This window comes from Sphingomonas trueperi, assembly GCF_040545665.1.
Taxonomy (GTDB): domain Bacteria; phylum Pseudomonadota; class Alphaproteobacteria; order Sphingomonadales; family Sphingomonadaceae; genus Sphingomonas; species Sphingomonas trueperi_B.
On sequence record NZ_JBEPMH010000008.1, the window covers coordinates 52,744 to 76,556 of the forward strand.

Consider the following 23,813-nt stretch of genomic DNA (forward strand, 5'->3'; position numbering starts at 1 on the left):
CCTAGCGGCGGCTGCCGATCAGCGCGAGTTCGGCGACACGCAGGCTCAGCTGGTCGGCGGCGGAGGCATCGGCGTCGCCCCAGGCAAAGGCGGGGCGAGCATTGCCCAGATCGGCGCGCACGCGCCGGGCCACGCGCTCCAGCTCGTGCGGGGTCGGCTGGCGCCCTTCGGCGATACAGGCGATCACTTCCGGTGCGATCGTACTTGGCATTGCGAACATCCTCACCCCTCCCGGTACTGGCGGAAGCTGGGGACGAATGAACGCGGAAAAAGGTCCATAACGGCGCGCTTGCGACGAACCGCGCGGCCGCTAGGATCGGCGCCGATGTCCTCTCCCGCGCTCCGCATCGCCGGCCTGCAAAAGTCTTTCGGCAAGCCCGTCATCACTGGCCTCGACCTTACTGTCGGGGCGGGCCAGCTTTACGCCTTGCTCGGGCCCAACGGCGCCGGCAAGACGACGACGCTGCGCATGGCGGTGGGGCTCACCGAGCCCGATGCCGGCAGCATCGAGATCTTCGGCGTCGATGCGCGGCGCGATCCGCAGGCGGCCAAGGCGATCACCGCCTGGCTGCCCGACGAGCCGATGCTCTATGACAAGCTGACCCCGGCCGAATATCTCGGCTTCGTCGCCGGCCTCTGGCGGATCCCGCCCGATCGCGCCGCGCCAGAGGCCGAGCGGCTGCTGCGCTGGCTGGAGCTGTGGGAGGTGCGCGACACCCGCTGCGAGGGCTTCTCGCGCGGCATGCAGCAGAAGGTGGCGCTCGCCGGCGCGCTGATCCACGATCCCCAGCTGCTCATCCTCGACGAGCCGCTGACCGGGCTCGACGCGGCGATGGCGCGATCGGTGAAGGACGCGCTGCGCGCCGCGGTCGACCAAGGCAAGACGGTGATCGTGACCACCCATATCCTCGAAGTCGCCGAACGGCTGGCCGATAGGATCGGGATCATCGCCGGCGGCAAGCTGCTCGCCGAGGGTACGCTGGAGGAATTGCGCGCGCTCGCAGGATCGGATGAGGCGACGCTCGAAGACACGTTCATCCGCCTGACGAGCCGCCCGTGATCGGCTGGGCAATGCGGCGATTGCCGCCCGGCAGCCTCGCCTGGCTGACGCTGCACGAGCTGCGCGGCAACCTCCGCGCCACCGGCCGCAGCAGGCTGGGGCAGGTGGTGCTCGCGCTGGTGCTGCTCGGCTATACCGGTCTGGGCGTCGGCCTCGGGCTGCTGCTGGCCGACGAGCATTGGCAGGCGGGGCCGCTCGCCTGGCTGATCGCGCTGATCGCTTCGATCCTGCTCTTCACCTTCATGACCACCCAGGCGCTGCTCGCCAGCCAGCGGACCCTGTACGAGGCGGGCGATCTCGACCTGCTCTTCTCCGCCCCGCTGGATCCGCGCACCGTGGTCTTGGCCAAGCTGCTCGGCATCGCCGGCGGGGTGATGCTCACCTTCTCGATCTTCCTGCTGCCGATCCTGCTACCGGTGGCGCTGCTCGGCCATCCCGAGCTGCTCGGTGCACTGGCGCTGCTGGTGGCGCTCGCCCTGACGGCGGCGTGCCTCGGGCTGGGGGTGACGCTGCTGCTCGCGCGCACCGTCGGGCCGCGGGCGGCGCGGACACTCGGGCAGATTCTGGCGGCGCTGACCGGCGCGAGCGTGTTCCTCGCCAGCCAGCTCCTCAACCAGCACGACGATCGCCGCGAGTCCGGCACGGTGCTGCTGTTCGATGCGCTGCGCAAGCACGGCTTCGGCAAAAGCGGGCTGAGCAGCCTGCCCGGCCGCGCTGCGTTCGGCGAGCCGCTGGCGATGGCGTTGCTGCTCGGGGCCGCGCTGGCGTTGTTCGCGCTGGCGGGTTGGGGAATGCGGCACGCGTTCCTGCGCAGCTACCGCGCGGGCGGCGCGCGACCGGCAGCGAAGCGCGCGGCCAAGGGCGGGATCGCCCGCCAGTTCCACCGCGGGCTTTTCGCGACGATCTTCGCCAAGGAGCTGCGGCTGCTGCTGCGCGATCCCGCGCTGATCTTCCAGGTGCTGCTGCGCATCGTCTATCTCGCGCCGATCCTGCTGGTCGCCTTTCGCGACAGCGGTTCGCTGCCGATGGCGCCGACGCTCGCCTTCACCAGCGTGGTGATCGCCGGGCAGCTGGTGTCGAGCCTCGCCTGGCTCGCCGCTTCGGCCGAGGATGCGCCAGACCTGCTCAAGGTGGCGCCGGTCGAGAAGGACGATCTCGATGTCGCCAAGCTGCTCGCGGCAATGGCGCTGGCGGCGCCGCTCGGCATGCTGCTGCCGGTGGCGATCGCGATGGAGACCGTGCCCGGTGCGCTGGTCACGTTGCTCTTCACCGCAGGCGCGGGCGGCGCGGTCGGCTATCTCGAGGTGGCCCATGCCCAGCCGGCGCCGCGCTCGACCTTCCAGCGGCGGCAGAAGGGCGGGGGGATCGTCCGCAACCTAGTCGAGTTCGTGATCGCGCTGCTGCTCGGGCTTGCGGCGGGCGTGATCGTCTATTTCCTCTGACTTCAGCCGCCGGGGTGGAGCGCCCGGCGGGCTTCGTCGGTCACCGCATAGACCGCGTGGCGCTGGGCGCCGCGATTATGGTGGTCCACCCGGAAGCCCTGATAGTGCCGCCGCACGAGCCCGGCGCGGACCAGTTCGGACACCGCCCGGCTTACATTTGTGCGGCCCGAGAGGCGGATGCGATGCTGCACCTCCGCCTCGATCGCCGCCTGCGCGGCTTCGGGATCGGCGGGAAGGGTGCCCGCCTTCTCCAGCTCGGCCCTGGCCCGCGCGGTCAGCCCGAGCCGGCGCGGATCGCGGCGGGCGACCGGCGACAGCGCCTCGCTCAGCCAGTCGCGCACCGAGAGGCGGCGGCCGTCGCGTTCGATCCACGGGCCGGCCCAGCCGGTGCGGTCGCTTGCCTGGGCGATCAGCTGGAGCACCATGAAGCTGTAGCGGGGCCGCTCGCAGGTGGCGCTCAGCCGGTCGAGCACCGCGGGCAGGTCCATGGCGGTGGGGGAGGCCGCGTCCGGCCGAACGCGGGGGGCGGCGGCGAAGAGATCGGGCTGGAACATAGCAGGAATCTAAGCACATCGCGATTCGCCTGTGAATCCCTTCCGTGCACCCGCCTGCACTTGGACCAGCCATGGCACTTTGCCGCGCGCGGGAAACCGCCGGCCGTGGCACTTTACCCGGCGGTAAAGTGCCACCCGCGACAGGCGCCCAAGGGCTAGGCGCAGGCGCATCGGCGCGATAGGGTCGGCCACGACGCGCGGACAGCAATGGCAGGCGGGTCGCTCCGCCCTCCCGACGAGCTATGCCCTTGAACGATCCGCATCCCGCCTCCGCCCTTCTCGTCACCACCACGGTGCTTCTGACGCCTTTGACCGATCCGCGGGCGAGCATCGGCTTTTCGGGCGGTCAGGTAGTTGGCGCGATGATCGCTGCGGTGGCCGCGTGCACGGCGTTGCTTTGGGCGGCGGGGCTTCACATCGACCCATTCGCGCGCAGCAACATCCCCTATTATGCGATTCTCGCCACCGCGCCCCTGCTGCGGCTGTGGTGCCTGCGCGACGGCCGCCGCTGGAGCGTGGTGCTTGCCCAGGTGATCGAATATTACGCGCTGTTCATGGCACTCGCGCTGATCGGGGCGGTGAGCTCCTACCCGATTGCGGCGATGAGCCAGGGCTTTGCCGATGCCGGATTGCAGCGCGTCGACGAGCTGCTCCAGTTCGACTGGCTCGCCTGGTACCGTCTGGTTGCGGCGCACCGCGCGCTCCAGCTGCTCGGCATCGCCGCCTATCAGAGCATCTTCCTCACGCCGGCGCTGCTGCTCGGCTGGTTCGCGCTGATGGGGCAGCGGCGGGAGGCACACCGATTTCTCGCCGCCTTCGCGATCGCCGCGGTGCTGACGCTGACGATCTACAGCCAGATGCCGGCGGTGGGGCCCTTCTCGTACCTGTGGCACGGGCCGATCCCTTACATGCCGGTGAGCGAGCTTTGGCAGCCGGACCTGATCCCGGCGCTGCGCGACCATAGCCTGACCTTGGTGGATGTCGGCCAGCTGCGCGGGCTGGTCTCGGCGCCAAGCTTCCATGCGGCATCCGCCACGCTCTACATCGCCGCTGCCCAGCGCTGCGGGCCGTTGCGCTGGTGGCTGACCGCGATCCCCTGCGCGATGCTGCTGTCGACCCCGGTGGAGGGCACGCATTATTTGATCGACCTGATCCTCGGCGCCGGCGTCGCGCTGGTCGCCTGGTTCTTCGCGACGCTGCTGGTGCGCTGGCGGGTGCGGACTGCGCCCGGTGGTGCCCGCTGAGGCTGGAGCGCATTATCCTGCTTAGGCGGACGGTTGAACACTGTCCCTCTTACATCGGTAGGTATCCCCGCCCCATCCCATCCGCTCCTCGGCTCTATAATGACCTACGTATAGGTACGGGGGTCGAACATGACGGTGGTTTGCGACGCGCCTGTGGTGGCGCAGGCTGGTTTCTCCTCGGAAGAATATCAGCGGATCATCGACATCCTAATTGAGGACCTGTCGGATGAGCGCGACCATCCGGAGCTCTGGCCGGTATTCCCGCAATTCCTCGATCATTTTCCCGACCTGATCAGCCCCGTCGCGTTGCGCCTGAAAGTCGAGCGCGAACCGCGCGCGGTAGCGGCGCTGACGGTAGTGCTCGCGCTCTGCCATGGCGCGCTGGGGCAGGCGGCAGCAGGCGTGCAGGAGATCAACCGGTGCGCGGCGCAACGGCCGAGCGCATTGCTCGCCGGCGCGCGCCAGCACCTGATCGGCCTGGCAGCGACGGACGCGGCCGGGCAGCCCGATCTCGCGCTCATCTGGTCCCCTGCCGCCGAGGTCATTCTGCAGCGCGAGCATATCTACCTCGCACACGAATGGCGGGTAGAGGGCGTGTTCGCCTATGGCGAAACCGTGCGCATCCCCGGCGCGTGGCGCCCGGAACGCTTCGCATCGATGCCGCGTGGCGGCTGCGCGAATTTCGGCGCCTTCACCTATTGCCAGTCGCCGGGGCTGGTGCTGCCGTTCGAAGCCGGACGCTATTGTTCGATCGCGCTCGGCACGCGGGTGATGGGCCCGGCGCATCCAACCGATTGGGTGTCGACCCATTTCTGGCCGTGGCGCTGGCACATGAACGCGCTGTCGCAAAGGGCGTTCGGGCGCGACGTGCCGATACAGCCTTTTCAGAGCGATCTGGGACCCGTGCGGATCGGCAACGACGTGTGGATCGGGCAGGATGTGTTGATCAAGCCCGGCATCACGATCGGCGACGGGGCGATCGTCGCGGCGGGATCGGTGGTCAGCAAGGACGTGCCGCCCTATGCGATCGTCGGCGGCGTTCCCGCCAAGGTCATCCGCCAGCGCTTTGACGACGTTACCGTCGCGCGGCTCCGCGCGAGCCGCTGGTGGGACTATAAATATGCGGACTTTGCCGAACTGGATCCGACGGACCCCAATCGCTTCCTGGACGGCCTGGAACCGATGATCGCCAATGGCAAAATCGAGCGCTTCGAACCCGGGCGTGTCGCGGTCGCGGCACTGCTGCGCGCCGAGTTAGGGTAAGACGCTCACGCCGCGAACACATTCTCCACTGCTGCCCGCAGCGCGCTCGGCGAGCAGGGCTTGGAGCATACCACCGCCTGCGGATAGCGGTCGCGCAGCGAGGTTGCGTCGGCATGGCCCGAATGGAAGATGATCGGCACGCCCGCGTCGCGCAGCACGTCGGCGGCGGGAAACACCTCGCCGTCGGTCAGCCGGACGTCGAGGATCGCGCAGCCGGGCAGGTGGCTCGCCACCGCCTCCAGCGCCTCGGCGACCGAGACATAGGGGCCTTCCACCGCGAAGCCCGCTTCTTCCACCACGTCCTGCACGTCCAGCGCTACGAAAAGCTCATCCTCGATGAGCATCACCGTCTTCGTCATTCGCAAGCACTTTCGCAGGCAGATGGATCTGGATGGCGAAGACATGGTCCTCCGCCAATCGGGTGACCGCCACGCCCAGTTGGCGCGACGAGGTTTGTACCAGAATTGTGCCGAAGCCGGTGCCCGATTCCACCGAAACGGGTCGGTCTCCGGTCTCGCGCCAGTCGAGCCGAACCCCGTCGGGCACGCGTTCCCAGCGCACGGAGAGTTCCCCGCCGCTCGCACCGAGTGCCCCATATTTGACAGCGTTGGTCGCCCATTCGTGCAGCATCAACGCAAGCGGCGACAAACAGGTCCGGTGAATCTGCACGGCCGGGCCATTTATTTCGATGCTGGCATGATTCCGGTAGGGAGCGAGCGTCGCTTCGACCAGCTCAGCGAGGTCGATCGACTGCACCGCACCGGCCGGCGCCGCGAGCGAATGGGCGCGGCCGAGTGCGGCGATCCGCTCGCGCATGTCGTTGGCGAAGCGGATCACGTCGTCATGGCTGCGCGCACCGGCCGAGATCATCCCGCTGACGATCGCGAACAGGTTCTTCACCCGGTGGTTCATCTCGCGGAGCATCAGCTCGCGAGTTTCGGCGAGCTGATATTCGGGGGTGACGTCGATAGACACCCCTACCAGCCGACGCGGCCCGGCATCGTCCACCAGCCGGCCGAAGGTCTTGATCCGGCGAACTTTATCGTCGGAGAGAATGCGATAGCTGATCTCGAGATCGCCACCCTCGTCGACGACGCGCGCCAGCCTGGCTTCGAAGACCGGACGGTCCTCCGGGTGCATCCGGTCAAGCCGCGCTTCGGGGTCGTTGAGCGCCACCCCGGCGGGGATGCCGAGCACGTCGCGGGCATAATCGTCGACCACGGTTTCGCCGGTATCGACGCGATATTCCCACACCGCGATGCCGCCGGCACGGATCGCCATGTCGAGCCGCTCGCGCTCGGCCGCCAGCGCGCGTTCGAGCGACAGCGCGTCGGTGATGTCGGTCAGCACCAGCGTCGCGCCGTCGGTAGCGCCGTTCTGCGCGCGATAGGGCAGGGTGCGCATCGACAGCGTGCGGCTGCCGTCCTGGGTGGTCACCCGGCGCTGGAGCGGGCCCTCGCCGGCGATCACCGCGCGGGCATCCGTCAGATAGTCGTTGCCCGCCAGACGGCTGGCGACGTCCGCCAGCGGACGGCCGCGGTCGCTCGGCTGGAGCGGGAACAGCGCGGTGGCGGCTTCGGTGAAGCTGCGGATGCGCATCTCGGCATCGAGCACCACCACCGCGAGATCGGTCGATTCGAAGAAATTGCGCAGATCCGAATTGGCGACGGTGAGCTGGTCGACCTTCCCCTTCAGCTCGTCGTTGACCGTGGACAGCTCCTCGTTGGTCGACTGAAGCTCCTCGTTCATCGACATCATTTCTTCGTTGGAGCTCTTCAGCTCCTCGTTCGCGGTCTCCAGTTCCTCGACGGTGGTGCGCAGGCGGTGGCGGGTGACGCGCAGCTCGTCTTCCAGCGCATCGAGATGGTCGTCGCCTGCATCGAGCTCGGCGACATCCTCGTCGAGTGCGGGGCGGAAGGGCGCGGTTTCGCGGAACACGAAGAGCAGCGTGCCGTCGGGCATCGGATCGCAGACCACGTCAATCGTCTGGCTGCCATATTCGGACTCGACGGTGACGTCGCGCGCGACCACCCGCTTGCGCCGATCGCGACCGGCGCGGAGCAGCGGGCCCAGCACGTTGCGCAGGCCCGGGCGGGCGAGGCCGATCGCGCTCGATCCGCCGGTGCGGGTGACGGGAAAGTCGAAATAGCGGCCGAGCCGGCCATAGGCGGCGATGATCACGCCTTCCTGGTCGAGCACCAGGCTGGCGGGCGCATAGCGATCGATCAGCCGGCGGACCGCCGCGGTTTCCTCGGCGCCGACCCGGCCGGACTGGCGCTCGTGCCGGTCTTCGCGCGGGCTGCGGGCGCGGGAGCTGCCGGGGAGGTCGATCGGATAGTTGGGCGCACCCGGCGAACGCTGGAAGATGCGCGCCTGGCCATCGATCGCCGGGAACAGATGCTCGAACCGGCCGATCGTCTCGGAAGGCCCGAGGAACAGATAGCCCTCGGGCCGGATCGCATAGTGGAGCAGCGGCATCACCGATTGCTGCAGGCGATCGTCGAAATAGATCAGAAGGTTGCGGCACGAGACCAGATCGATCCGCGAAAAGGGCGGATCCTTGACCAGGCTGTGGTTGGAAAAGCGGATCATGTCGCGGATCTGCGGCACGATCTGGAAGCGGTCGCTGTGCGGCAGCGTGTAGCGCTCGCGCATCGCCGGCGGCAGGTCGATCATCGCCGAGGTCGGATAGACGCCGTTGCGGGCGATCTGCAGCATCTGCTCGTCGATATCGGTCGCGAAGATCTGCACGCCGGTGGAGGACAGCGCGAGCTTGCGCGCCGCCTCGGCGAACAGCATCGCGATGCTGTAGGCCTCCTCGCCCGAGGAGCAGCCGGGGATCCAGACGCGGATGTCCTCCTCGCCGGTCCAGCTGCGCATCAGCGGCTCGATCACCTGGGTGCGCAGGCGGTCGAACAGGTCGGCGTCGCGGAAGAAGCGGGTGACGTTGATCAGCAGGTCGCGGAACAGCGCCTCGCATTCGTCCGCGTCGGACTTGGCGCGGGCGAGATAGGCGCGCCCGCTGGTGATGCCGAGCACGTGCATCCGCCGCTCGATCCGGCGGATCAGCGTGGTGCGCTTGTAGCCCGAGAAATCATGGCCGACGGCGGTGCGCAGCACCTTGCACAATTCGTCGACATGGTCGGCGACGAGCGACGCCTCTTCCTTCTGCTCCTCGCCGCCGCTGCGGTGGAAGAAGGCGTGGAGGCAGTCGAGCATCTGGCCCGGCGCCTTGACGAAATCGACAAGGCCGGTGCCCACCGCCGACAGCGGCATGCCGTCATAACGCGCGCTTTCCGGCTCCTGCACCAGGCAGACGCCGCCATGTTCCTTCACCGCGCGCAGCCCGATCGTGCCGTCGGCGCCGGTGCCCGAGAGGATCACGCAAGCGGCATTGCCCTGCTGGTCGGCGGCGAGCGAGAGGAAGAAATCGTCGATCGGGCGGCGCAGCCCGCGCGGCTGGGCGAAATCGGTCAGCTCGAGCGTGCCGCCGCGGATGACGAGCCCGTGGCCGGGCGGGATGATGTAGACCTTGTCCGCCTCGATCCGCTCGCCGCCTTCGCACTGGAGCACTTCGAGATTGGTCTGCCGGTCGAGCAGCTGCGCCAGCATGCTCTCATGGTTGGGATCGAGATGCTGGACGATCACGAACGCCATGCCGGTCGGCGCACGCGCGGGCGCGAGCATCTCGCGCAGCGCTTCCAGCCCGCCGGCCGAAGCGCCGATACCTACGACCGGCAGCGTGGTGGTCTTGGCGTCGAAGGGCGCGTTCACAGATAGCTGCTCGTATCGAGGTCGGAGAGCGTCATCTTCGCCTGCGCGATCGTCGCCGCGGTGTTGGCAATGGTGATCAGCGTGCCCTCTACCGCGATGCCGCTTTCGGCGACCACCGGCGCGAGTCGCGCAATCGTTTGCCCCAGCGCTTGGTCATAGTCCGCGAGCCGTTCGGGCTGGGTGCGGCTGACGTCGAACTGCGAGGCGAAGATATAGCGCGTCTCACCGGTCAGCGCGCGCAGCTTCGACATGTAGAGCAGGTTCACGAAGGGGGTGCCGTCCTTGCGGAAATTGACGATCGCAGTGCGCACGCTGGTCTGCGCGTCGTCGTCGAGAAAGGCGTGGATGCGGGTGCGTGCTTCCCGGTTGTCGCTGTCACCCTGGAGAAAGCGGCAATTCTTTCCGGCGATTTCGTTCGAGGCATAGCCGGTAAGGTCGCGGAACCGCTGGTTGGTGAGCAGCAGCGGATGGTCGCCGGCCGCCTCGCCGAGCGAAAGGGCGACGGGCGAGCTCTCGAAATAGTCGCGGAGCGCGGGGGGAAGTTGCTGGGTCATGTCTGCTGGGCCTCGGTGGGAAGCAGAACGACCTGTCCCGGAAACTGATCCAGGATAGGCACGATTCAGGCACGAAACAACCCGAGACAAAGGGCCGGTGGTCGCTAGCGATTTGATTTCGCAGGTGTTCCGACTATCGGCGGAAGGCAGCGTCACCCCATACGATCGGCAGTCGCTCATTCACGGCACCGGCAGAGCGCGCCACCAGCTCGACCAGCTTCACGCCCGCGACATTGACGGTGAGCGGCTTGGCAGCCGTGCCGCGGCGAATGGGGGCAGAGGTGGCGAGCAGCCGGCCATCGCCATAGAGCTGGAAGGTGACGGCATGCGCCGCATCGGTCGCCGAATCGTCGACGCCGACCGAGACGCTGAGCTGGCGATAGCCGGCGTTGCGTACCTCCAGTCGTGAATTGGCGAGCACGCCCAGCCCGGCGTTGAAGTGTTTGCCGGCTACGGCGAGCTCGCGGCCATAGGGTGTCGAGTCCGCCTGCGCGCCGCCCCAGCCGGCGTAGAGCGGGCGCTGTCCCGCGCCGCGCGTGCCGCTCCAGGAGACCACCGCGCGGTGGATCATCGGATCGGCCATCGGCGCGGTGACGCCGTCCACCGCCGGGTTCACGCTGCCGGGCATTTCGGACAAATACAGCCCGTCGGCGAGCAGCCGCGTGCCCTTGGCGCGGAACACCAGGGTTTCGTGCGGGGCGAGCTTGAACTTGGTTTCCTTGCTGAAGCTGGAGGCGGCGCCGGTCCAAAGATCGGTCAGCGCAATGGGCGCATCGTCGCGCAGCTTGAGGTGCTGCGCGGTGAGGATCGCCTCGGTCGGCGCGGCGCTGCGGTTGAACAGCGCGACCGCCTTGTCGCCGTCCGCCAGCGTCTTGACGAGGATCTGGAAGTCGTCGCTGTCGAAGGCGAGGACCGCCTGGTTGCCGGCGGGGTCCTGGTCGATCGCGATCAGCGCGGCATTGCCGAAAATGTCCATCAGCGCTTGCGGGGTGGTGCGCAGGTCGGCGCCGATCAGCAGCGGCGCGGAGACCATCGCCCAGAGCGCGAAATGGGCGCGCGCCTCGGTCAGATGCTCGGCGTCGAACTCGCCCTTGCCGATGAACAGCATGTCGGGATCGTTCCACGATCCGGGATGCGCATAGAGCGGCCGGCGCGCGGCCGTGTCGAAATTGGTGAGCAGCCGCGTCCAGTGCGGGGTGATGTCGTCGCTGGTGCGCGAGATGTTGCCGACATCCTTGGCCCAGCTGCGCACGTCCGCCGAGCCCCAGATGCACAGCGACAGGAGATAGTCCTCGTCCGGATCGGCGCGGACCAGCGCGGCCTTCACCTGCGCGAACATCGCCCGCACTGCCGGGATGTTCGAGCGGTTGACGCTGTCCAGGTCGAGGATCGGGGCGAGGGCGCGGTGGCGGCCGGCGCGGACCAGCGGGCTGTCCTCGCCAAAGGCGCGCAGCCCGCAGCCGTCGATCTTGATATAGTCGAAGCCCCATTCGCCGAAATAGAGCGCGATGTCCTGGTCGATATGGCCGTAGAGCCCGACCTCGCGCTCAAGCACGCTGCCGCGCGGCAACTGGGGCTCGTTGGGGCCATAGGCCTGGGCGCAGGTGTTGCGGCCCAGATCGGTGTAGATGCCGGCCTTGAGGCCCATGGCGTGCAGCCGATCGGTGAACGGCTTGAACGAAGTAGCGCCGTCGGCGGTACGGGCGGAGGGGAACTTGTCCGCGCGCACCAGCATGCGACCATCGGCGCGGCGATGGTCCCACCAGCCTTCGTCGAGGTTGATATAGCGATAGCCCTTGGCCGCGAGTCCGGTGTCGACGATCTTCTGCGCCGAGGCGAGCACCTTCTCCTCGTCGACATCGGTGGCGAAGGCGTTCCAGCTGTTCCAGCCCATCGGCGGCGTGGCGGCGCGGCCATCGGTGTTGGCGGACCAGCGGCCGGTGGGGGCGAGCGGGTCGCGCGGCGCGGCCTGCACGCTCGCCGATGCCAGCAGTGCGATCGCCATGCCCGCCAACGTCCTGATCGCCATGCGTCTTCTCCCCCTGTTTATTTGTCGGACTAACCGGAGCGTCGGGGGCGAGGCAAATGCTTTCCGCCGCTCTACGACCATTGCCCGGCCCGCCGCCGCGCCGTAGCGTGGGCCGATGAACCCCATGCGGCGGATCCTGATCCTGGGCGGCGGCACCGCGGGCTGGCTCACCGCCGCCTATCTCGCCCGCTATCTCGACATCGCCCACCAGCGCCGCTTCGCGATCACGCTGCTCGAATCCCCTGCGCTGGGGATCGTCGGCGTGGGCGAGGGGGGCTTCCCGACCATCCGCGAGACGCTGCAGTTCCTCGGCATCGACGAGCGCAGCTTCGTCCGCCAGGCCAGCGCCACCTTCAAGCAGGGCATCCGCTTCGACGACTGGTTGCACGCGCCCCAGCCCGACGGCACCCGCCACCACTTCCTCCATCCGTTCGAGGCGCCGTTCCACACCGAGGGGGCGGGGCTGGTGCCGTATTGGCTGCTCCAGCCCGAGGCGCGCCGGGCGCCCTTCGCCGAGGCGATGACGATCCAGAACCGCGTCGCGGCGCAGGGCCGGGCGCCCAAGCGCGCCGAGGAGGCGGGGTTCGGCGGGCCGCTCACCTATGCCTATCATTTCGACGCGGTGCGGCTGGCGCAGCTGCTCCGCGACCGGGCGATCGAACTCGGCGTGACGCATCTGGAGGGCGAAGTCTTCTCCGCCCACACCGATGCCGAAGGGGCGATCGACCGGATCGAGACGCGCGAGCATGGCAGCCTGACCGCCGATCTCTATATCGACTGCTCGGGTTTCGAGGCGGCGCTGATCGGCAAGGCGCTGGGTTCGCCCTTCACGTCGGTGCGCCACCAGCTGTTCACCGACCGCGCGCTGGCCTGCAAGCTGCCCTATGCCGATCCCGACGCGCCGATCGCCACCACCACCGTCGCCGCGGCGCACGAGGGCGGCTGGACCTGGGACATCGGCCTCCAGCATGCGCGGGGCATCGGCTGCGTCTATTCCTCGGCGCATCTGGACGACGACCGCGCGGCGGAGATCCTCGACGCGCATCTCGGCGGTGCACCGCACGAGGCGCGGCTGATCCGCTTCGAGCCCGGCTATCGCCGCGCGCCCTGGGTGAAGAACTGCGTTGCCGTCGGGCTATCGGGCGGATTCCTCGAGCCGCTCGAGGCGACGGGCGTGGTGCTGATCGAAGCCGCCGCGGCGATGATCGCCGAGCTGTTTCCGCATGCCGGCCCGATCGACGCGCCGGCCGCGCGGTTCAACGCGCTGATGACCGCGCGCTACGAGCGGATCGCCGATTTCCTCAAGCTCCATTATTGCCTCAGCCGCCGCGAGGAGCCGTTCTGGCGCGACAATCGCGATCCGGCGACCATTCCCGACACGCTGCGGATGCTGCTGGAGCAGTGGCGCCACCGCCCGCCGAGCCGGTTCGATTTCCTGCTCGACGTCGAGAGCTTCGCCTTCTTCAACTATCAGTACATCCTCTACGGGATGGACTTCCGCACCGACCTCTCCGGCGCGCGCGACGGCTTCCCGCATGCCGAGGCCGCCGCGCGCCAGTTCGCCCGCATCCGCGGCTTCGGCGAACAGGCTGTGGCGGACCTGCCCGCGCATCGCGAGCTGATCCGGCAGCTCGCGGAGTAGCGGCGGCGGGCTTTCGTCCGAACGGGGGCACGGCGAGAATAAGTGATTTCGCGCAGAGGCGCATAGAGCGCAGAGGTGTTGGTCCCGCGCGCGAAGCGCTGGAAACCGAAAGGGCGCAGCGAGACTTGAGCGCGGAGGAAGACAGTCCGCCGGAGCGGGCAATCTCCCTCTGCGCTCTCTGCGCCTCTGCGCGAAACAAAACTCTCAGAGGCTCAAACCGTCGCCAGCTGCCCGTCGATCGCGTCGAGCTCGCCGCTCGCCCGCGCCTTGCGGCCGTAGACCGCCTCGAACAGCGGAGTGGCCATCACGGTCGTCACGATCGCCATCAGCACGAGCATCGAGAACAAAGTCGGGCCGATGATGCCCTTTTGCAGCCCGATATTGATGATGATCAGTTCCATCAGCCCACGCGAGTTCATCAGCGCGCCGATGCCGAGCGCGGTGCGGTTGTCCTCGCCGGCGAGCCGCGCCGCCGCCCAGCAGGCGCCGAACTTGGCGAGCACCGACACTGCCAGGATGCCGAGCGCGATCAGCAGCAGCGGCACCGAGTTGACCATGTCCATCCGGGTGTTGAGCCCCGAATAGGTGAAGAACATCGGCAGCAGCAGCACCACGGCGAGCGGCTCCACCTTGCGCTTGAGCTCGGCGACGAACAGCCCGCGCGGCATGCACACGCCCATCAGGAAGCCGCCGAAGATCGCGTGGATGCCTATTGCGTCCATGACGAAGGCCGACAGGCAGAACAGCATCATGGTGACGGCAAGCACGCCGCTCGTCATTTCGCCGCGCGCCTCGACGATCCGGCCGAGCGGCGCGAGCAGGCGGCGGCCGAAGACCAGCATGAAGCCGGCGTAGAGCACCGCGCCGCCGATCGCGAGCACCGCCACGCCGGGGCCCGCGCCGAAGGTCGCCAGCACCAGCGCAAGCACGCACCAGGAGGCGGCATCGTCGAACGCGCCGGCGGTCAGCGACAGCGTGCCGAGCGCCGAATTGGCGAGGCCGCGCTCGTTGATGATCCGGGCGAGCATCGGGAAGGCGGTCAGCGCGATGCAGGCGCCCATGAACAGCGTCGCATTGGCCTGGCTGATGCCCGGCGTGAACAGCCCCGGCACGGTGAGCAGGCTCGGCGTGATCAGCGCGGCGAGCAGGAAGGGCGCGGCGATCCCGGCGGCGGAGACGCCCGCGGCGCTCTTGGCCTTGGACTGGAAATGGTCCAGCCGAAGCGTCAGCCCGACCATGAACATGTAGAGCCCGACGCCGAGCTGCGCGCCCGCATAGAGCACGTTGCGCGTTTCCTTGGGGAAGATCGCCAGCTGCAGATCGGGCGCGACCAGCCCGAGCAGCGACGGCCCGAGCACCACGCCCGCGATCATCTCGCCGACCACCTGGGGCTGCTTGAGGAATTTCTGCCCCGCCCAGCCGACCACGCGGCAGGCGAGCAGGATGATCGCGAGCTGCAGGAAGAAGTGGATGCTGAAATCGCCGGGCGCAAAGGTCTTGGCGGCGTGCACCGCCGGGCCGTGCGGATTGAGGACGTCGGTCAGCGCATGCCAGGCGCCGGTCAGCAGCTCGTTCATCTGGATCCCCTCTTGCGCCCGACATCTCCCGCGTCGGCGCAAGGCCTTAGGAACCCCGCGCAAACGCGCTCGGCAAGAGCCGATCTGCCCGTGACCTTCATTTTTCCGGCGGCCTGGGGCCGACTGTTGCCGCGGGTCCACAAGGTAGGTACGTACCTACAGAATGGTGCCTAGACAGTGGCAGGGACAGGGTGCGCGATGAAGGTGATCACCAGCCGCGACTTCAACCAGGACGTCAGCGCAGCGAAGCGATTCGCTCGCACCGAGCCGGTCTTCATCACCGACCGGGGCAAGCCCACCCATGTGCTGATGAGCATCGCCAGCTTTCGCGCCTTTACCGGCGAGCGCGAGAGCATCGTCGACGCGCTGGCGGCGGCCGAGCCGTTCGACGTCGAACCCGGGCGCTGGTGAATGTACCTGCTCGACACCGCGGTGCTGCTCGACCTCCGCCACGCGCGCGCCGGCACCGCCGATCCGCGCCTGGCGGCATGGGCGGTCGCCGTGCCGCGCGAGCAGCTGTTCGCCTCGGTGCTGGTGCTGGCCGAGATCGAGGCGCAGGCGGCGCGCGCACCCCGCGGCGACGATGCAAATGCGCTGCGACGCTGGATCGACGACCAGCTCGTTCCCGCGTTCGGCGCGCATCTGCTGCCGGTCGATACCGCGGTGGCGCGGCGGCGCGGGCAGGTGGCGCTGGCGAGCGACCGGCATGCGCTGGTCGCCGCCACCGCGCTCGAACATGCGCTGACGCTGGTCACCTATGACGCCGCCGCCTATCGCGGCGTGCGGCTCAAGCTGTTCGACCCGCGCCGCTATGATCCCGACGACTCGGTGGACGACTGGCGCGCCGCGGCCGCGCGCAGCGGCCCGGTGTGGTTCCGCAATCTCTTCCTGCGCAGCTGATGCGCTGCAACCGGCGTGTCCCCCAAGCATTTGTCTGCCAAGGAGAAACGCGATGGCCGACGACAAGCAAGCGACCCTTTACCGCATGGTCCTGCCCGACCATGTCTGCCCCTTCGGCGTCCGCGCCCGCGAGCTGCTGCTCGAGCGCGGCTATGACATCGACGACCGCGTGCTGCGCACCCGTGACGAGGTGGAGGCGGTGAAGGACGAGTTCGGCGTCGCCACCACCCCGGTGATCTTCCTCGGCGAGGAGCGGTTCGACGGGGCCGACGCGCTCGCACACGCGCTGGCCCGTCGCTGACCGCGCCTCAGGCGACCGAGGCCGCCGCTTCCAGGATGACCTTCGCCACCGCCTCCGGCTGCGAGAGCAGCGAAAGGTGACCTGCGGCGAGTTCGGTCGTCGTCGCTTTCATCCGCGCGGCGAATTCGCGCTCCAGCTCTACGCTCACCACCCGGTCCTCGGTGGAGACGATGTACCAGCTCGGCACCGTTTCCCACGCCGCCTGGCTGATGACGTCGCCGAACGTGCTGGCGGGGAGCGGCGGCTGGAGCACCGCCAGCACGCGCGCCTCGGCCTCGGGCAGATCGTTCGCGACGTCCTCCACCCAGCCTTCGGTGCTGAGGGTGAGGTTGCCCTTGCCGTCGTCCTGAATCTTGCCGAGCGCGGGCGGGTTCGGATATTTGCCGACCAGCGGGCCCAGCGCCTCGCCGGCGGCGGGTGCGAAGGCGGCGACATAGACCAGCGCCTTCACCTTGGGATCGGTGCCGGCCTCGGTAATCACCGCCCCGCCCCAGCTATGGCCGACCAGCACCACCGGCCCCTCGACCGCGTCGAGCGCCTGGCGGGTCGCGGCGACGTCGCCCGCGAGCGACTGGGTGGGGTTCTGCACCGCGACCACCTTGTGGCCGGCGCCCAGCAGGATCGGGATCACGCGCTGCCAGCTCGATCCGTCGGCCCAGGCGCCATGGACGAGCAGGATCGTGGGCGAAGAAGTGGTCGTCATGCGAAAAGCCTCCATGCAGGATGTTGCTGCAGGATCTAAGTCACGGGAAGCACGGCGGATTGTCGTATCCGCCGGTTTCTTGGCGGTTCTGCCCGCGCACTCGGCTCGTCGCGTCCGCGGTACGCTCTCGGAACAAAGTGCCGCGTCGTTGATTTTCGCAGCCAACGATTTTCGACTGTACCAACGTAAAAGGGTAATGATGATGAAGAAGATGCTCGTGCTCGGTGCCGCTGCCGGCCTGATCGCGCTCTCGGCGTGCAACAACACCCCGCGGGAGCAGGCGGCCGACAACATCGAAGCGAACGCCGAAGCGCGCGCTGACAACATCGAGGCGATGGCCAGCAACGCCACGACCGATGCGGCGCAGGACAATCTTGAGAACAAGGCCGATGCCGTGCGCGCCGAGGGCGACGCCAAGGCCAAGGACATGCGCACCCACGACGCAGACACCAACCTGCACAACGGGATGTAATTCCGGAAGCTTTCCGGTCCGGGTTCCCGCCGTTCCCACGCAGGCGGCGGGCCCTAGCGAAGGGCGCTCGCAATTGCGGGCGCCCTTTTGCGTTTGCGCCTTTTGCTCCACTTCGATTGCAATCGATTGTTGCTCCGTGTCGCTAAACCTTCCATAAAGGAAGGCTAGAACAAACGGGCCCGGTGGAGAGGCGCGACGATGAACCCTGCTAGCGCGAAGCCGCGCCTTTCGCTGTGGCGCATCCTGGAGATGAACCTTGGCTTCCTGGGCCTGCAGTTCAGTTTCGGGCTGCAGCAGGGCAACATGGCGCCGATCTATTCCTATCTCGGCGCCTCCGAAGCCTCGCTGCCGTTGCTCCAGCTGGCGGGACCGATGACCGGGCTGCTCGTCCAGCCGTTGATCGGCGCGATGAGCGACCGTACCGACAGCCGCTGGGGCCGCCGCACTCCCTATTTCCTGGCCGGCGCGGTGCTGTGCTCGGCGGGGCTGTTCTGGATGCCGCTCAGCAGTTCGATCGTGATGGCGGTGTCGCTGCTCTGGCTGCTCGATGCCGGCAACAACATCACGATGGAGCCGTATCGCGCCTATGTGTCCGATCGGCTTGACCCCAGCCAGCACGGGCTGGGCTTCCTCACCCAGAGCGCGTTTACCGGCCTCGCGCAGATGCTCGCCTTCCTCACGCCCTCGCTGCTCGTCTGGGCGGGGATGAGCCAGGACTGGGTCGATGCGCATCACATCCCCTATACGGCGCGGGTCGCCTTCATGGTCGGCGCGGTGCTGGCGCTGGGCACGATCCTCTGGTCGGTGCTGCGCGTGCCGGAGTTGCCGCTGACCCCGGCCGAGCGTGCGCATATCGCCGCACAGCCCAAGTCGCTGGGCGCCACCCTTGCCGAGATCGGCGGCGCGATCCGCGACATGCCGCCGGCGATGCGCAAGCTCGCGCTGATGAGCCTGTTTCAGTGGTACGCGATGATGGCGTACTGGACCTATGTCATCCTGGCCATCGCCCGATCGGTCTATGGCACGGCGGATTCCACCGCGCCGGGTTTCCGTTCCGCCGTTCTCACCAATGGCGAGATCGCCGCCTTCTACAACGCCGTCGCCTTCGTCGCCGCCTTCGCGATGGTGCCGATCGCGCGTCGGATCGGCGCCGCGCGGCTCCATGCCGCCTGCCTGGTCTGCGCCGGGATCGGCATGTTCTGGCTGCCCCAGGTGCAGGACAAGGCGCTGCTGTTCGTCCCCGCGATCGGCCTCGGCCTCGGCTGGGCGAGCATGATGGGCAATCCGTACGTGATCCTCGCCGGATCGATCCCGCCCGCGCGGACCGGGGTCTATATGGGCATTTTCAACATGATGATCGTGATTCCGATGCTGCTGTTCTCCGTCACCCTGCCGTTCCTCTACGGGCCGCTGCTGGGCGGCGACGCGCGCAACGTGCTGCGCCTGTGCGGGCTGCTGCTGTTCTGCGCCGCGCTCGCGGTGTGGACCGTACGCGAGCGCAAAACAGCATGAACGCAACCGCCGAATGGACGCGTGCGGCGGTTGCCGGAGTCGCTACGCAGGCCGGCGCGGCATTGCCGCTGCTCGCGCCGGGTGGGAAATCGCCGGTGCCGGGCATGGACCTGTGGGACATGTGGCCAATCGCCGATCCCGAGGGCCGCACGGTGCTGCGCGGCGGGCGTAGCTGGTGGTTCTTCCTCGCCGCGCCCCGGCTCGACGATCCCGAAGGCCGGCACGACGTCGCCCGCATCCGGCTTACCAGCCATGGCGACGATGGCTGGCGAGACCATGGCGACGCCTTCCCCGATGGCTTCACGCCGGGCTCGCGTGAATGGTCCGGCTCGGCGGTGCTGGCGGCGGATGGGGTTACGCTGACACACTATTTCACCGCCGCGGGCCGCCGCGGCCAAGCGACCAGCTATGAGCAGCGGCTGTTCGTAAGCCAGGGCCGGTTCGTGCTCGACGGCGAGTCCCCGCGGATCGAGGACTGGACTGCGCCGCAGGAGATCGTCGCGGCCGATGGCGTGCTGTACACGGTCGCGGACGAGACGGTTGCCCCGGCGCACGGCATCCAGGGCTTTCGCGACCCCGGCTATTTTCGCGATCCCGCCGATGGCGCGGACTATGTCCTGTTCACCGCCAATGCCGCCTGGAGCGACGCCCGAGTCAACGGCGTGATCGGCATCGCGCGCCGCGCGGGGGATGGCTGGAGCCTTCAGGCGCCGCTGCTCTCGGCGATTGACGTCAGTAGCGAGCTCGAACGGCCGCACATCGTCGTCCGCGACGGACTCTATTATCTGTTCTGGAGCACCCAGGCGCGCCGCTTTGCCGAGGGCCTCGCCGCGCCTACGGGGCTGTACGCGATGGTCGCCGAGGGGATGGCGGGTCCATGGTGCCCGGTCAACGGCACCGGCCTCGTCGCCGGCAATCCGCCCGAGGCGCCGACCCAGGCCTATTGCTGGTGGGTGACGGGGGAGGGCGAGGTGCTCAGCTTCGTCGACTATCCCGGGGTGGCGCCCGCGGACGCGGCGCTGCTCGCCGATCCCGCCCAGCGTCGCCGCATCTTCGGCGGGGTGGCCGCACCGTTCTTCCGCCTGGCCTTCGACGGCGACCGGGTAACGATCGCGCCTTAAGCCGAGTCCCGCACCACCAGTTCGGGCGCCATCACCAGCGACGGCGCATCCTGCCCGGCGATCCGCGCGAACAGCCGCTCGACCATCGCGCGGGCGCCTCTCGCGATGTCCTGCCGCACCGTAGTGAGGCGCGGTACGGTCTGCAGGCCGAGCGGCAGGTCGTCATAGCCGATCACCGGCACGTCACTCGGCACCGCCATGCCCTGGTCGGCGAGCGCGCGCAGCGTCGTCATCGCGATCATGTCCGATCCGGCGGCAATGCCGTCGATCCGGTCGAGGTGGCGGGTGAGGTGGGCGGCGATCTCCTGCTCCATCATCTCGGAAGCGAGATGGGTGTCGAGCTGGAGCGGCGCGGGCAGCCCTGCCGCGGCCGCCGCGGCGCACACGCCCTCGAAGCGCGCGCGGATTTCAGGTGCGCGCAGTTCGCCGAGAAACGCGATCCGCCGCACGCCACGCGCGATCAGATGCTCGGCGGCGATCCGGCCGCCGGCGACATTCTCGGTGCCGACCGCGCAATGCACCTGCCCGGGCAGGCTGCTGCCCCAGGCGACCAGCGGGCGATAGCGCCGCGCGACCCGCTCGATCGCCTCCATCTGGTCCGACTGGCCGATCAGCAATACGCCGTCGAGCATGCCGGAATCGACGATCCGCTCCAGCCAGTCCGCGGCGTCGGGAATGACGCGCGAGAGCATCACGTCATAGCCATTCTCGGTCAGTGCGTCGGCGAGATGGCCGAGGATGGTCATGAAGAACGGGTCGGAGAGATGCTGGCGGCGTTCATGCCCCAACGGCACGACGACGCCGATCACGCCGGTCTTCTGCGTGCGCAGCCGCCTCGCCATCTGGTTGACCCGGAAGTCGTGCGCGGCGGCAAGCGCCTGGATCCGCTCGCGCGTCTCCGCATTGACCAGGCTGCTGCCCGCCAGCGCGCGCGAGACGGTGCCGGTCGAAACCCCGGCAAGGCGCGCGATATCGGCCAGCGTGCGGGCCGGCCGATCGGAAGGCGGTGCATCTTGGCTCACGACCAAGGTGTGGCCGGATTGGCGGGAAACCGCAAGATCGCGCCGCTCCGGACAAATACGGGGCTTGTTGCAATCGATTGCAATAGGGGATATACGGATTTGTGAAGGGTTCCCAGCAAGGAGAGCCCGGATCAGGGAGAGAGGCTCATGGCCATGTCTGTGCGCGCGAACCAATTGCGTCGTCTGCTGCTGATCGGCAGCATGCTGGCGATCCCCAGCGTCCCCGCCTTCGCGCAGGACGCGATCCCGCCGCAGGAAGTGGAAGCGTCCAACTATACCGAAATCGTCGTCACTGCCGTGGCCCGCGGCCGTGACCGGCTCGACACCGCCGTGTCGACCAGCTCGCTCAAGGCCGACGACATCCAGAAGGCGGCGCCGCGCTCGGTGGCGGAAATCTTCCGCAGCCTGCCGGGCATCCGCTCGGAAAGCTCGGGCGGCGAGGGCAATGCCAATATCTCGATCCGCGGCCTGCCGATCGCCTCGGGCGGCGCCAAGTTCCTGCAGTTGCAGGAAGACGGGCTGCCGGTGCTCGAATTCGGCGACATCACCTTCGGCAATGCCGACATCTTCCTGCGCGCCGACCTCAACCTGGCGCAGGTGGAGTCGATCCGCGGCGGCTCGGCCTCGACCTTCGCGTCGAACTCGCCCGGCGGCGTGATCAACATGATCTCCAAGACCGGCGACACGGAAGGCGGCGCGGTGCAGGCGAGCACCGGGCTCGATTACAAGGACTATCGCCTCGACTTCGATTACGGCGCCAAGCTGAGCGATAGCCTGCGCTTTCACATGGGCGGCTTCTACCGCCAGGGCACCGGCCCGCGCCGCATCGGCTATGACGGCAACAAGGGCGGCCAGTTCAAGTTCAACGTCACCAAGGACTTCGAGGGCGGCCATATCCGCCTGTACGGCAAGTTCCTCGACGATCGCGCGGTCGGCTATCTGCCGATGCCGGTGCGGGTGACCGGCACCAACGCCAACCCGAGCTATCAGGACCTTCCCAATTTTCGCTCCAACCGTGACCAGCTGCTGACGCCCAACTTCACGCGCAACGTGACGCTGGACGGCAACAACAACCTGGTGACCGACGATCTCCGCGACGGCCAGCACCCGCTGGTCAAGTCGATCGGCTTCGAGGCGGAGACGACGCTCGCCGGCTGGACGGTCACCGACCGCTTCCGCTATTCGGACATTTCCGGCCGGTTCATCTCGAACTTCCCGGCCGCGGTGGACAGCGCCAGCACCATCGCCACCTCGATGGGCGGGGCAGGGGCGACGCTCGCCTATGCCAGCGGCCCGAGCGCGGGCAAGGCGATCACCAATCTCGCCGGGCTCAACGGCAACGGGCTGCTCGCACAGATCGTGGTGTTCGACACCAAGCTCAACAGCCTCGACAACATCACCAACGACCTGCGCGCGAGCCGGGCGTTCGATGTCGGCACCGGCAAGCTCACCGCCACCGCCGGCTTCTACAAGTCGCGCCAGACGATCGACACCGATTGGCTGTGGACCTCGATCCTCACCGACGTGCGCGGCGGTGGCGACGCGGCGCTGGTCAATGTCCGCCGCGCCAACGGGACGGCGGTCACCCAGGACGGCTTCTACGGCTACAGCGCCGCCTATTTCGGCGGGTGCTGCCGGCGCAGCTACAATGTCGACTATAACGTCAACGCGCCCTTCGCCTCGCTCAACTACCAGGTCGGCAAGGTCTCGATCGGCGGCAGCGTGCGCTATGATTTCGGCGATGCGAGCGGCTCGATCGCTGGTGCCGATCTCGGCGGCGGCCGGGTCGGCACCACCAGCCGCGACATCAACGGCGACGGCGTGATTTCCGATGCCGAGACGCGCGTCGCGGTGATCCCGCTGACCAGCCCCGCGCCGGTCAACTACAGCTATAACTATTGGAGCTATTCGGCGGGCATCAACTATCGCTTCGTCGATTATATGTCGGTCTTCGCCCGCTACAGCCGCGGCGGCCGCGCCAATGCCGATCGGCTGCTGTTCGGTCCGGCGGTGAGCACCACCGACGGCCATCTGGTGAGCTCGGCGGCGGCGGTGGACTTCGTCAACCAGGCCGAGCTCGGCGTGAAGTATCGCGAGGGTCCGCTGACGCTCAACCTCACCGGCTTCTGGGCGCGCACCGAGGAGCAGAATTACGAGGCGACGCGCCAGGTGTTCATCGATCGCACCTACCGTGCCTATGGCCTCGAATTTGACGGCGCGGTGCGGCAGGGGCCGTTCAGCCTGACCGCGGGTGCGACCTGGACCCATTCCCGGATCGTCGCCGATGCGCTCACGCCCGCATCCGTCGGCAACACCCCGCGGCGCCAGGCGAGCCTGATCTTCCAGGCGACGCCGCAGGTGGAACTGGGCCGCGCCTCGATCGGCGCCAATGTGATCGGCACGACCAGCAGCTATGCGCAGGACAACAATCAGCTCAAGCTGCCGGGCTATACCCAGGTCAACGCCTTCGCCCAGTTCCGGCCGATCCCGAAGCTGCTGGTGTCCCTGAACGCCAACAACCTGTTCAACGTGCGTGGCTTCACCGAGGCGGAGGAGGGGGCGATCCCGGCCAACGGCATCGTCCGGGCGCGCTCGATCAACGGTCGCACGATCAGCACCTCGGTGCGGATCGACTTCTGAAGC

20 protein-coding genes and 1 pseudogene are annotated in these 23,813 nt (G+C 68.2%); 12 read left to right on the forward strand and 9 right to left on the reverse strand.

The features are described 5' to 3' along the window. Window position 1 precedes the first annotated feature (1 nt). On the reverse strand, window positions 2-211 hold the full coding sequence (locus ABIC65_RS20610) for a hypothetical protein (protein ID WP_354311256.1): 210 nt from the start codon (window positions 209-211) through the stop codon (window positions 2-4). 114 nt (window positions 212-325) lie between these two features. On the opposite strand from ABIC65_RS20610, the gene ABIC65_RS20615 reads away from it, so the two are divergent. Further along, a complete protein-coding gene (locus ABIC65_RS20615; protein WP_354311257.1) occupies window positions 326-1,060 on the forward strand; it encodes an ABC transporter ATP-binding protein in 735 nt (244 codons plus the stop codon). Beyond that, entirely contained in the window at window positions 1,057-2,502 is a 1,446-nt protein-coding gene (locus ABIC65_RS20620; RefSeq protein WP_354311259.1) for a hypothetical protein, read from the forward strand. Before ABIC65_RS20615 ends, ABIC65_RS20620 begins: the two co-directional genes overlap by 4 nt. A gap of 2 nt (window positions 2,503-2,504) precedes the next feature. On the opposite strand, the gene ABIC65_RS20625 is transcribed toward ABIC65_RS20620, so the two are convergent. Next, a complete protein-coding gene (locus ABIC65_RS20625; protein ID WP_354311260.1) occupies window positions 2,505-3,056 on the reverse strand; it encodes a hypothetical protein in 552 nt (183 codons plus the stop codon). Between the two features lie 248 nt (window positions 3,057-3,304). Here ABIC65_RS20625 and ABIC65_RS20630 point away from each other — a divergent pair, with 248 nt between their 5' ends. Then, window positions 3,305-4,300, forward strand: a complete 996-nt coding sequence (locus ABIC65_RS20630) for a phosphatase PAP2 family protein (RefSeq protein WP_354311262.1) — start codon at window positions 3,305-3,307, stop codon at window positions 4,298-4,300. A gap of 906 nt (window positions 4,301-5,206) precedes the next feature. Next, window positions 5,207-5,348: pseudogene (locus ABIC65_RS22345) on the forward strand (DapH/DapD/GlmU-related protein); the annotation flags it as partial. Between the two features lie 220 nt (window positions 5,349-5,568). Here ABIC65_RS22345 and ABIC65_RS20640 read toward each other — a convergent pair. The 4 genes from ABIC65_RS20640 to ABIC65_RS20655 all read right to left on the reverse strand — a co-directional run bounded on the left by ABIC65_RS20640 (window position 5,569) and on the right by ABIC65_RS20655 (window position 11,920). Continuing rightward, window positions 5,569-5,922, reverse strand: coding sequence for a response regulator (locus tag ABIC65_RS20640; protein ID WP_183049534.1), 354 nt, complete (start codon window positions 5,920-5,922; stop codon window positions 5,569-5,571). Then, the gene (locus tag ABIC65_RS20645; RefSeq protein WP_354311264.1) at window positions 5,891-9,337 is read right to left on the reverse strand and encodes a CheR family methyltransferase; all 3,447 of its coding nucleotides are present in this window, start codon (window positions 9,335-9,337) and stop codon (window positions 5,891-5,893) included. Before ABIC65_RS20645 ends, ABIC65_RS20640 begins: the two co-directional genes overlap by 32 nt. Further along, window positions 9,334-9,891: a PAS domain-containing protein gene (locus ABIC65_RS20650; RefSeq protein ID WP_354311266.1), complete on the reverse strand. Its 558-nt coding sequence runs from the start codon at window positions 9,889-9,891 to the stop codon at window positions 9,334-9,336. Before ABIC65_RS20650 ends, ABIC65_RS20645 begins: the two co-directional genes overlap by 4 nt. A 133-nt stretch (window positions 9,892-10,024) precedes the next feature. Continuing rightward, window positions 10,025-11,920: an NPCBM/NEW2 domain-containing protein gene (locus tag ABIC65_RS20655; protein WP_354311267.1), complete on the reverse strand. Its 1,896-nt coding sequence runs from the start codon at window positions 11,918-11,920 to the stop codon at window positions 10,025-10,027. A 115-nt stretch (window positions 11,921-12,035) separates the two neighbouring features. On the opposite strand from ABIC65_RS20655, the gene ABIC65_RS20660 reads away from it, so the two are divergent. Further along, the gene (locus ABIC65_RS20660) at window positions 12,036-13,562 is read left to right on the forward strand and encodes a tryptophan halogenase family protein (RefSeq protein WP_354311269.1); all 1,527 of its coding nucleotides are present in this window, start codon (window positions 12,036-12,038) and stop codon (window positions 13,560-13,562) included. A 212-nt stretch (window positions 13,563-13,774) separates the two neighbouring features. Here ABIC65_RS20660 and ABIC65_RS20665 read toward each other — a convergent pair whose 3' ends face one another. After that, window positions 13,775-15,139 carry a cation:proton antiporter gene (locus ABIC65_RS20665; RefSeq protein ID WP_354311271.1) on the reverse strand — a complete coding sequence of 455 codons (1,365 nt, stop codon included), beginning with the start codon at window positions 15,137-15,139 and terminating at the stop codon, window positions 13,775-13,777. A gap of 198 nt (window positions 15,140-15,337) precedes the next feature. Here ABIC65_RS20665 and ABIC65_RS20670 point away from each other — a divergent pair, with 198 nt between their 5' ends. From ABIC65_RS20670 to ABIC65_RS20680, 3 genes are read left to right on the forward strand one after another with little or no spacing between them, the layout of a single operon-like run. Continuing rightward, window positions 15,338-15,550, forward strand: coding sequence for a type II toxin-antitoxin system Phd/YefM family antitoxin (locus ABIC65_RS20670; protein ID WP_354311273.1), 213 nt, complete (start codon window positions 15,338-15,340; stop codon window positions 15,548-15,550). Then, window positions 15,551-16,039, forward strand: coding sequence for a PIN domain-containing protein (locus ABIC65_RS20675; RefSeq protein WP_354311275.1), 489 nt, complete (start codon window positions 15,551-15,553; stop codon window positions 16,037-16,039). 52 nt (window positions 16,040-16,091) lie between these two features. Then, the gene (locus ABIC65_RS20680) at window positions 16,092-16,340 is read left to right on the forward strand and encodes a glutaredoxin domain-containing protein (protein ID WP_354311276.1); all 249 of its coding nucleotides are present in this window, start codon (window positions 16,092-16,094) and stop codon (window positions 16,338-16,340) included. 7 nt (window positions 16,341-16,347) lie between these two features. On the opposite strand, the gene ABIC65_RS20685 is transcribed toward ABIC65_RS20680, so the two are convergent. After that, on the reverse strand, window positions 16,348-17,043 hold the full coding sequence (locus ABIC65_RS20685) for an alpha/beta fold hydrolase (RefSeq protein ID WP_354311278.1): 696 nt from the start codon (window positions 17,041-17,043) through the stop codon (window positions 16,348-16,350). Between ABIC65_RS20685 and ABIC65_RS20690 the strand changes: the two genes are divergently transcribed. From ABIC65_RS20690 to ABIC65_RS20700, 3 genes are all read left to right on the forward strand, one after another. Then, a complete protein-coding gene (locus tag ABIC65_RS20690; protein WP_354311279.1) occupies window positions 17,021-17,515 on the forward strand; it encodes a hypothetical protein in 495 nt (164 codons plus the stop codon). The genes ABIC65_RS20685 and ABIC65_RS20690 overlap by 23 nt on opposite strands. 198 nt (window positions 17,516-17,713) lie before the next feature. Next, on the forward strand, window positions 17,714-19,027 hold the full coding sequence (locus tag ABIC65_RS20695; protein WP_354311280.1) for an MFS transporter: 1,314 nt from the start codon (window positions 17,714-17,716) through the stop codon (window positions 19,025-19,027). Then, window positions 19,024-20,148: a glycoside hydrolase family 68 protein gene (locus ABIC65_RS20700; RefSeq protein WP_354311281.1), complete on the forward strand. Its 1,125-nt coding sequence runs from the start codon at window positions 19,024-19,026 to the stop codon at window positions 20,146-20,148. Before ABIC65_RS20695 ends, ABIC65_RS20700 begins: the two co-directional genes overlap by 4 nt. Here the strand turns inward: ABIC65_RS20700 and ABIC65_RS20705 are convergent. Further along, on the reverse strand, window positions 20,145-21,170 hold the full coding sequence (locus tag ABIC65_RS20705; protein WP_354311282.1) for a LacI family DNA-binding transcriptional regulator: 1,026 nt from the start codon (window positions 21,168-21,170) through the stop codon (window positions 20,145-20,147). The genes ABIC65_RS20700 and ABIC65_RS20705 overlap by 4 nt on opposite strands. Window positions 21,171-21,323: 153 nt before the next feature. On the opposite strand from ABIC65_RS20705, the gene ABIC65_RS20710 reads away from it, so the two are divergent. Beyond that, window positions 21,324-23,810 carry a TonB-dependent receptor domain-containing protein gene (locus ABIC65_RS20710; protein ID WP_436286758.1) on the forward strand — a complete coding sequence of 829 codons (2,487 nt, stop codon included), beginning with the start codon at window positions 21,324-21,326 and terminating at the stop codon, window positions 23,808-23,810. Window positions 23,811-23,813 lie beyond the last annotated feature (3 nt).

Coding starts and splice junctions, on each gene's coding strand:
- ABIC65_RS20610 (WP_354311256.1), bottom strand. CDS start 211: ATGCCAAGTACGATCGCACCGGAAGTGATCGCCTGTATCGCCGAAGGG.
- ABIC65_RS20640 (WP_183049534.1), bottom strand. CDS start 5,922: ATGACGAAGACGGTGATGCTCATCGAGGATGAGCTTTTCGTAGCGCTG.
- ABIC65_RS20625 (WP_354311260.1), bottom strand. CDS start 3,056: ATGTTCCAGCCCGATCTCTTCGCCGCCGCCCCCCGCGTTCGGCCGGAC.
- ABIC65_RS20710 (WP_436286758.1), top strand. CDS start 21,324: ATGTCTGTGCGCGCGAACCAATTGCGTCGTCTGCTGCTGATCGGCAGC.
- ABIC65_RS20695 (WP_354311280.1), top strand. CDS start 17,714: ATGAACCCTGCTAGCGCGAAGCCGCGCCTTTCGCTGTGGCGCATCCTG.
- ABIC65_RS20700 (WP_354311281.1), top strand. CDS start 19,024: ATGAACGCAACCGCCGAATGGACGCGTGCGGCGGTTGCCGGAGTCGCT.
- ABIC65_RS20685 (WP_354311278.1), bottom strand. CDS start 17,043: ATGACGACCACTTCTTCGCCCACGATCCTGCTCGTCCATGGCGCCTGG.
- ABIC65_RS20675 (WP_354311275.1), top strand. CDS start 15,551: ATGTACCTGCTCGACACCGCGGTGCTGCTCGACCTCCGCCACGCGCGC.
- ABIC65_RS20650 (WP_354311266.1), bottom strand. CDS start 9,891: ATGACCCAGCAACTTCCCCCCGCGCTCCGCGACTATTTCGAGAGCTCG.
- ABIC65_RS20665 (WP_354311271.1), bottom strand. CDS start 15,139: ATGAACGAGCTGCTGACCGGCGCCTGGCATGCGCTGACCGACGTCCTC.
- ABIC65_RS20655 (WP_354311267.1), bottom strand. CDS start 11,920: ATGGCGATCAGGACGTTGGCGGGCATGGCGATCGCACTGCTGGCATCG.
- ABIC65_RS20660 (WP_354311269.1), top strand. CDS start 12,036: ATGAACCCCATGCGGCGGATCCTGATCCTGGGCGGCGGCACCGCGGGC.
- ABIC65_RS20680 (WP_354311276.1), top strand. CDS start 16,092: ATGGCCGACGACAAGCAAGCGACCCTTTACCGCATGGTCCTGCCCGAC.
- ABIC65_RS20670 (WP_354311273.1), top strand. CDS start 15,338: ATGAAGGTGATCACCAGCCGCGACTTCAACCAGGACGTCAGCGCAGCG.
- ABIC65_RS20615 (WP_354311257.1), top strand. CDS start 326: ATGTCCTCTCCCGCGCTCCGCATCGCCGGCCTGCAAAAGTCTTTCGGC.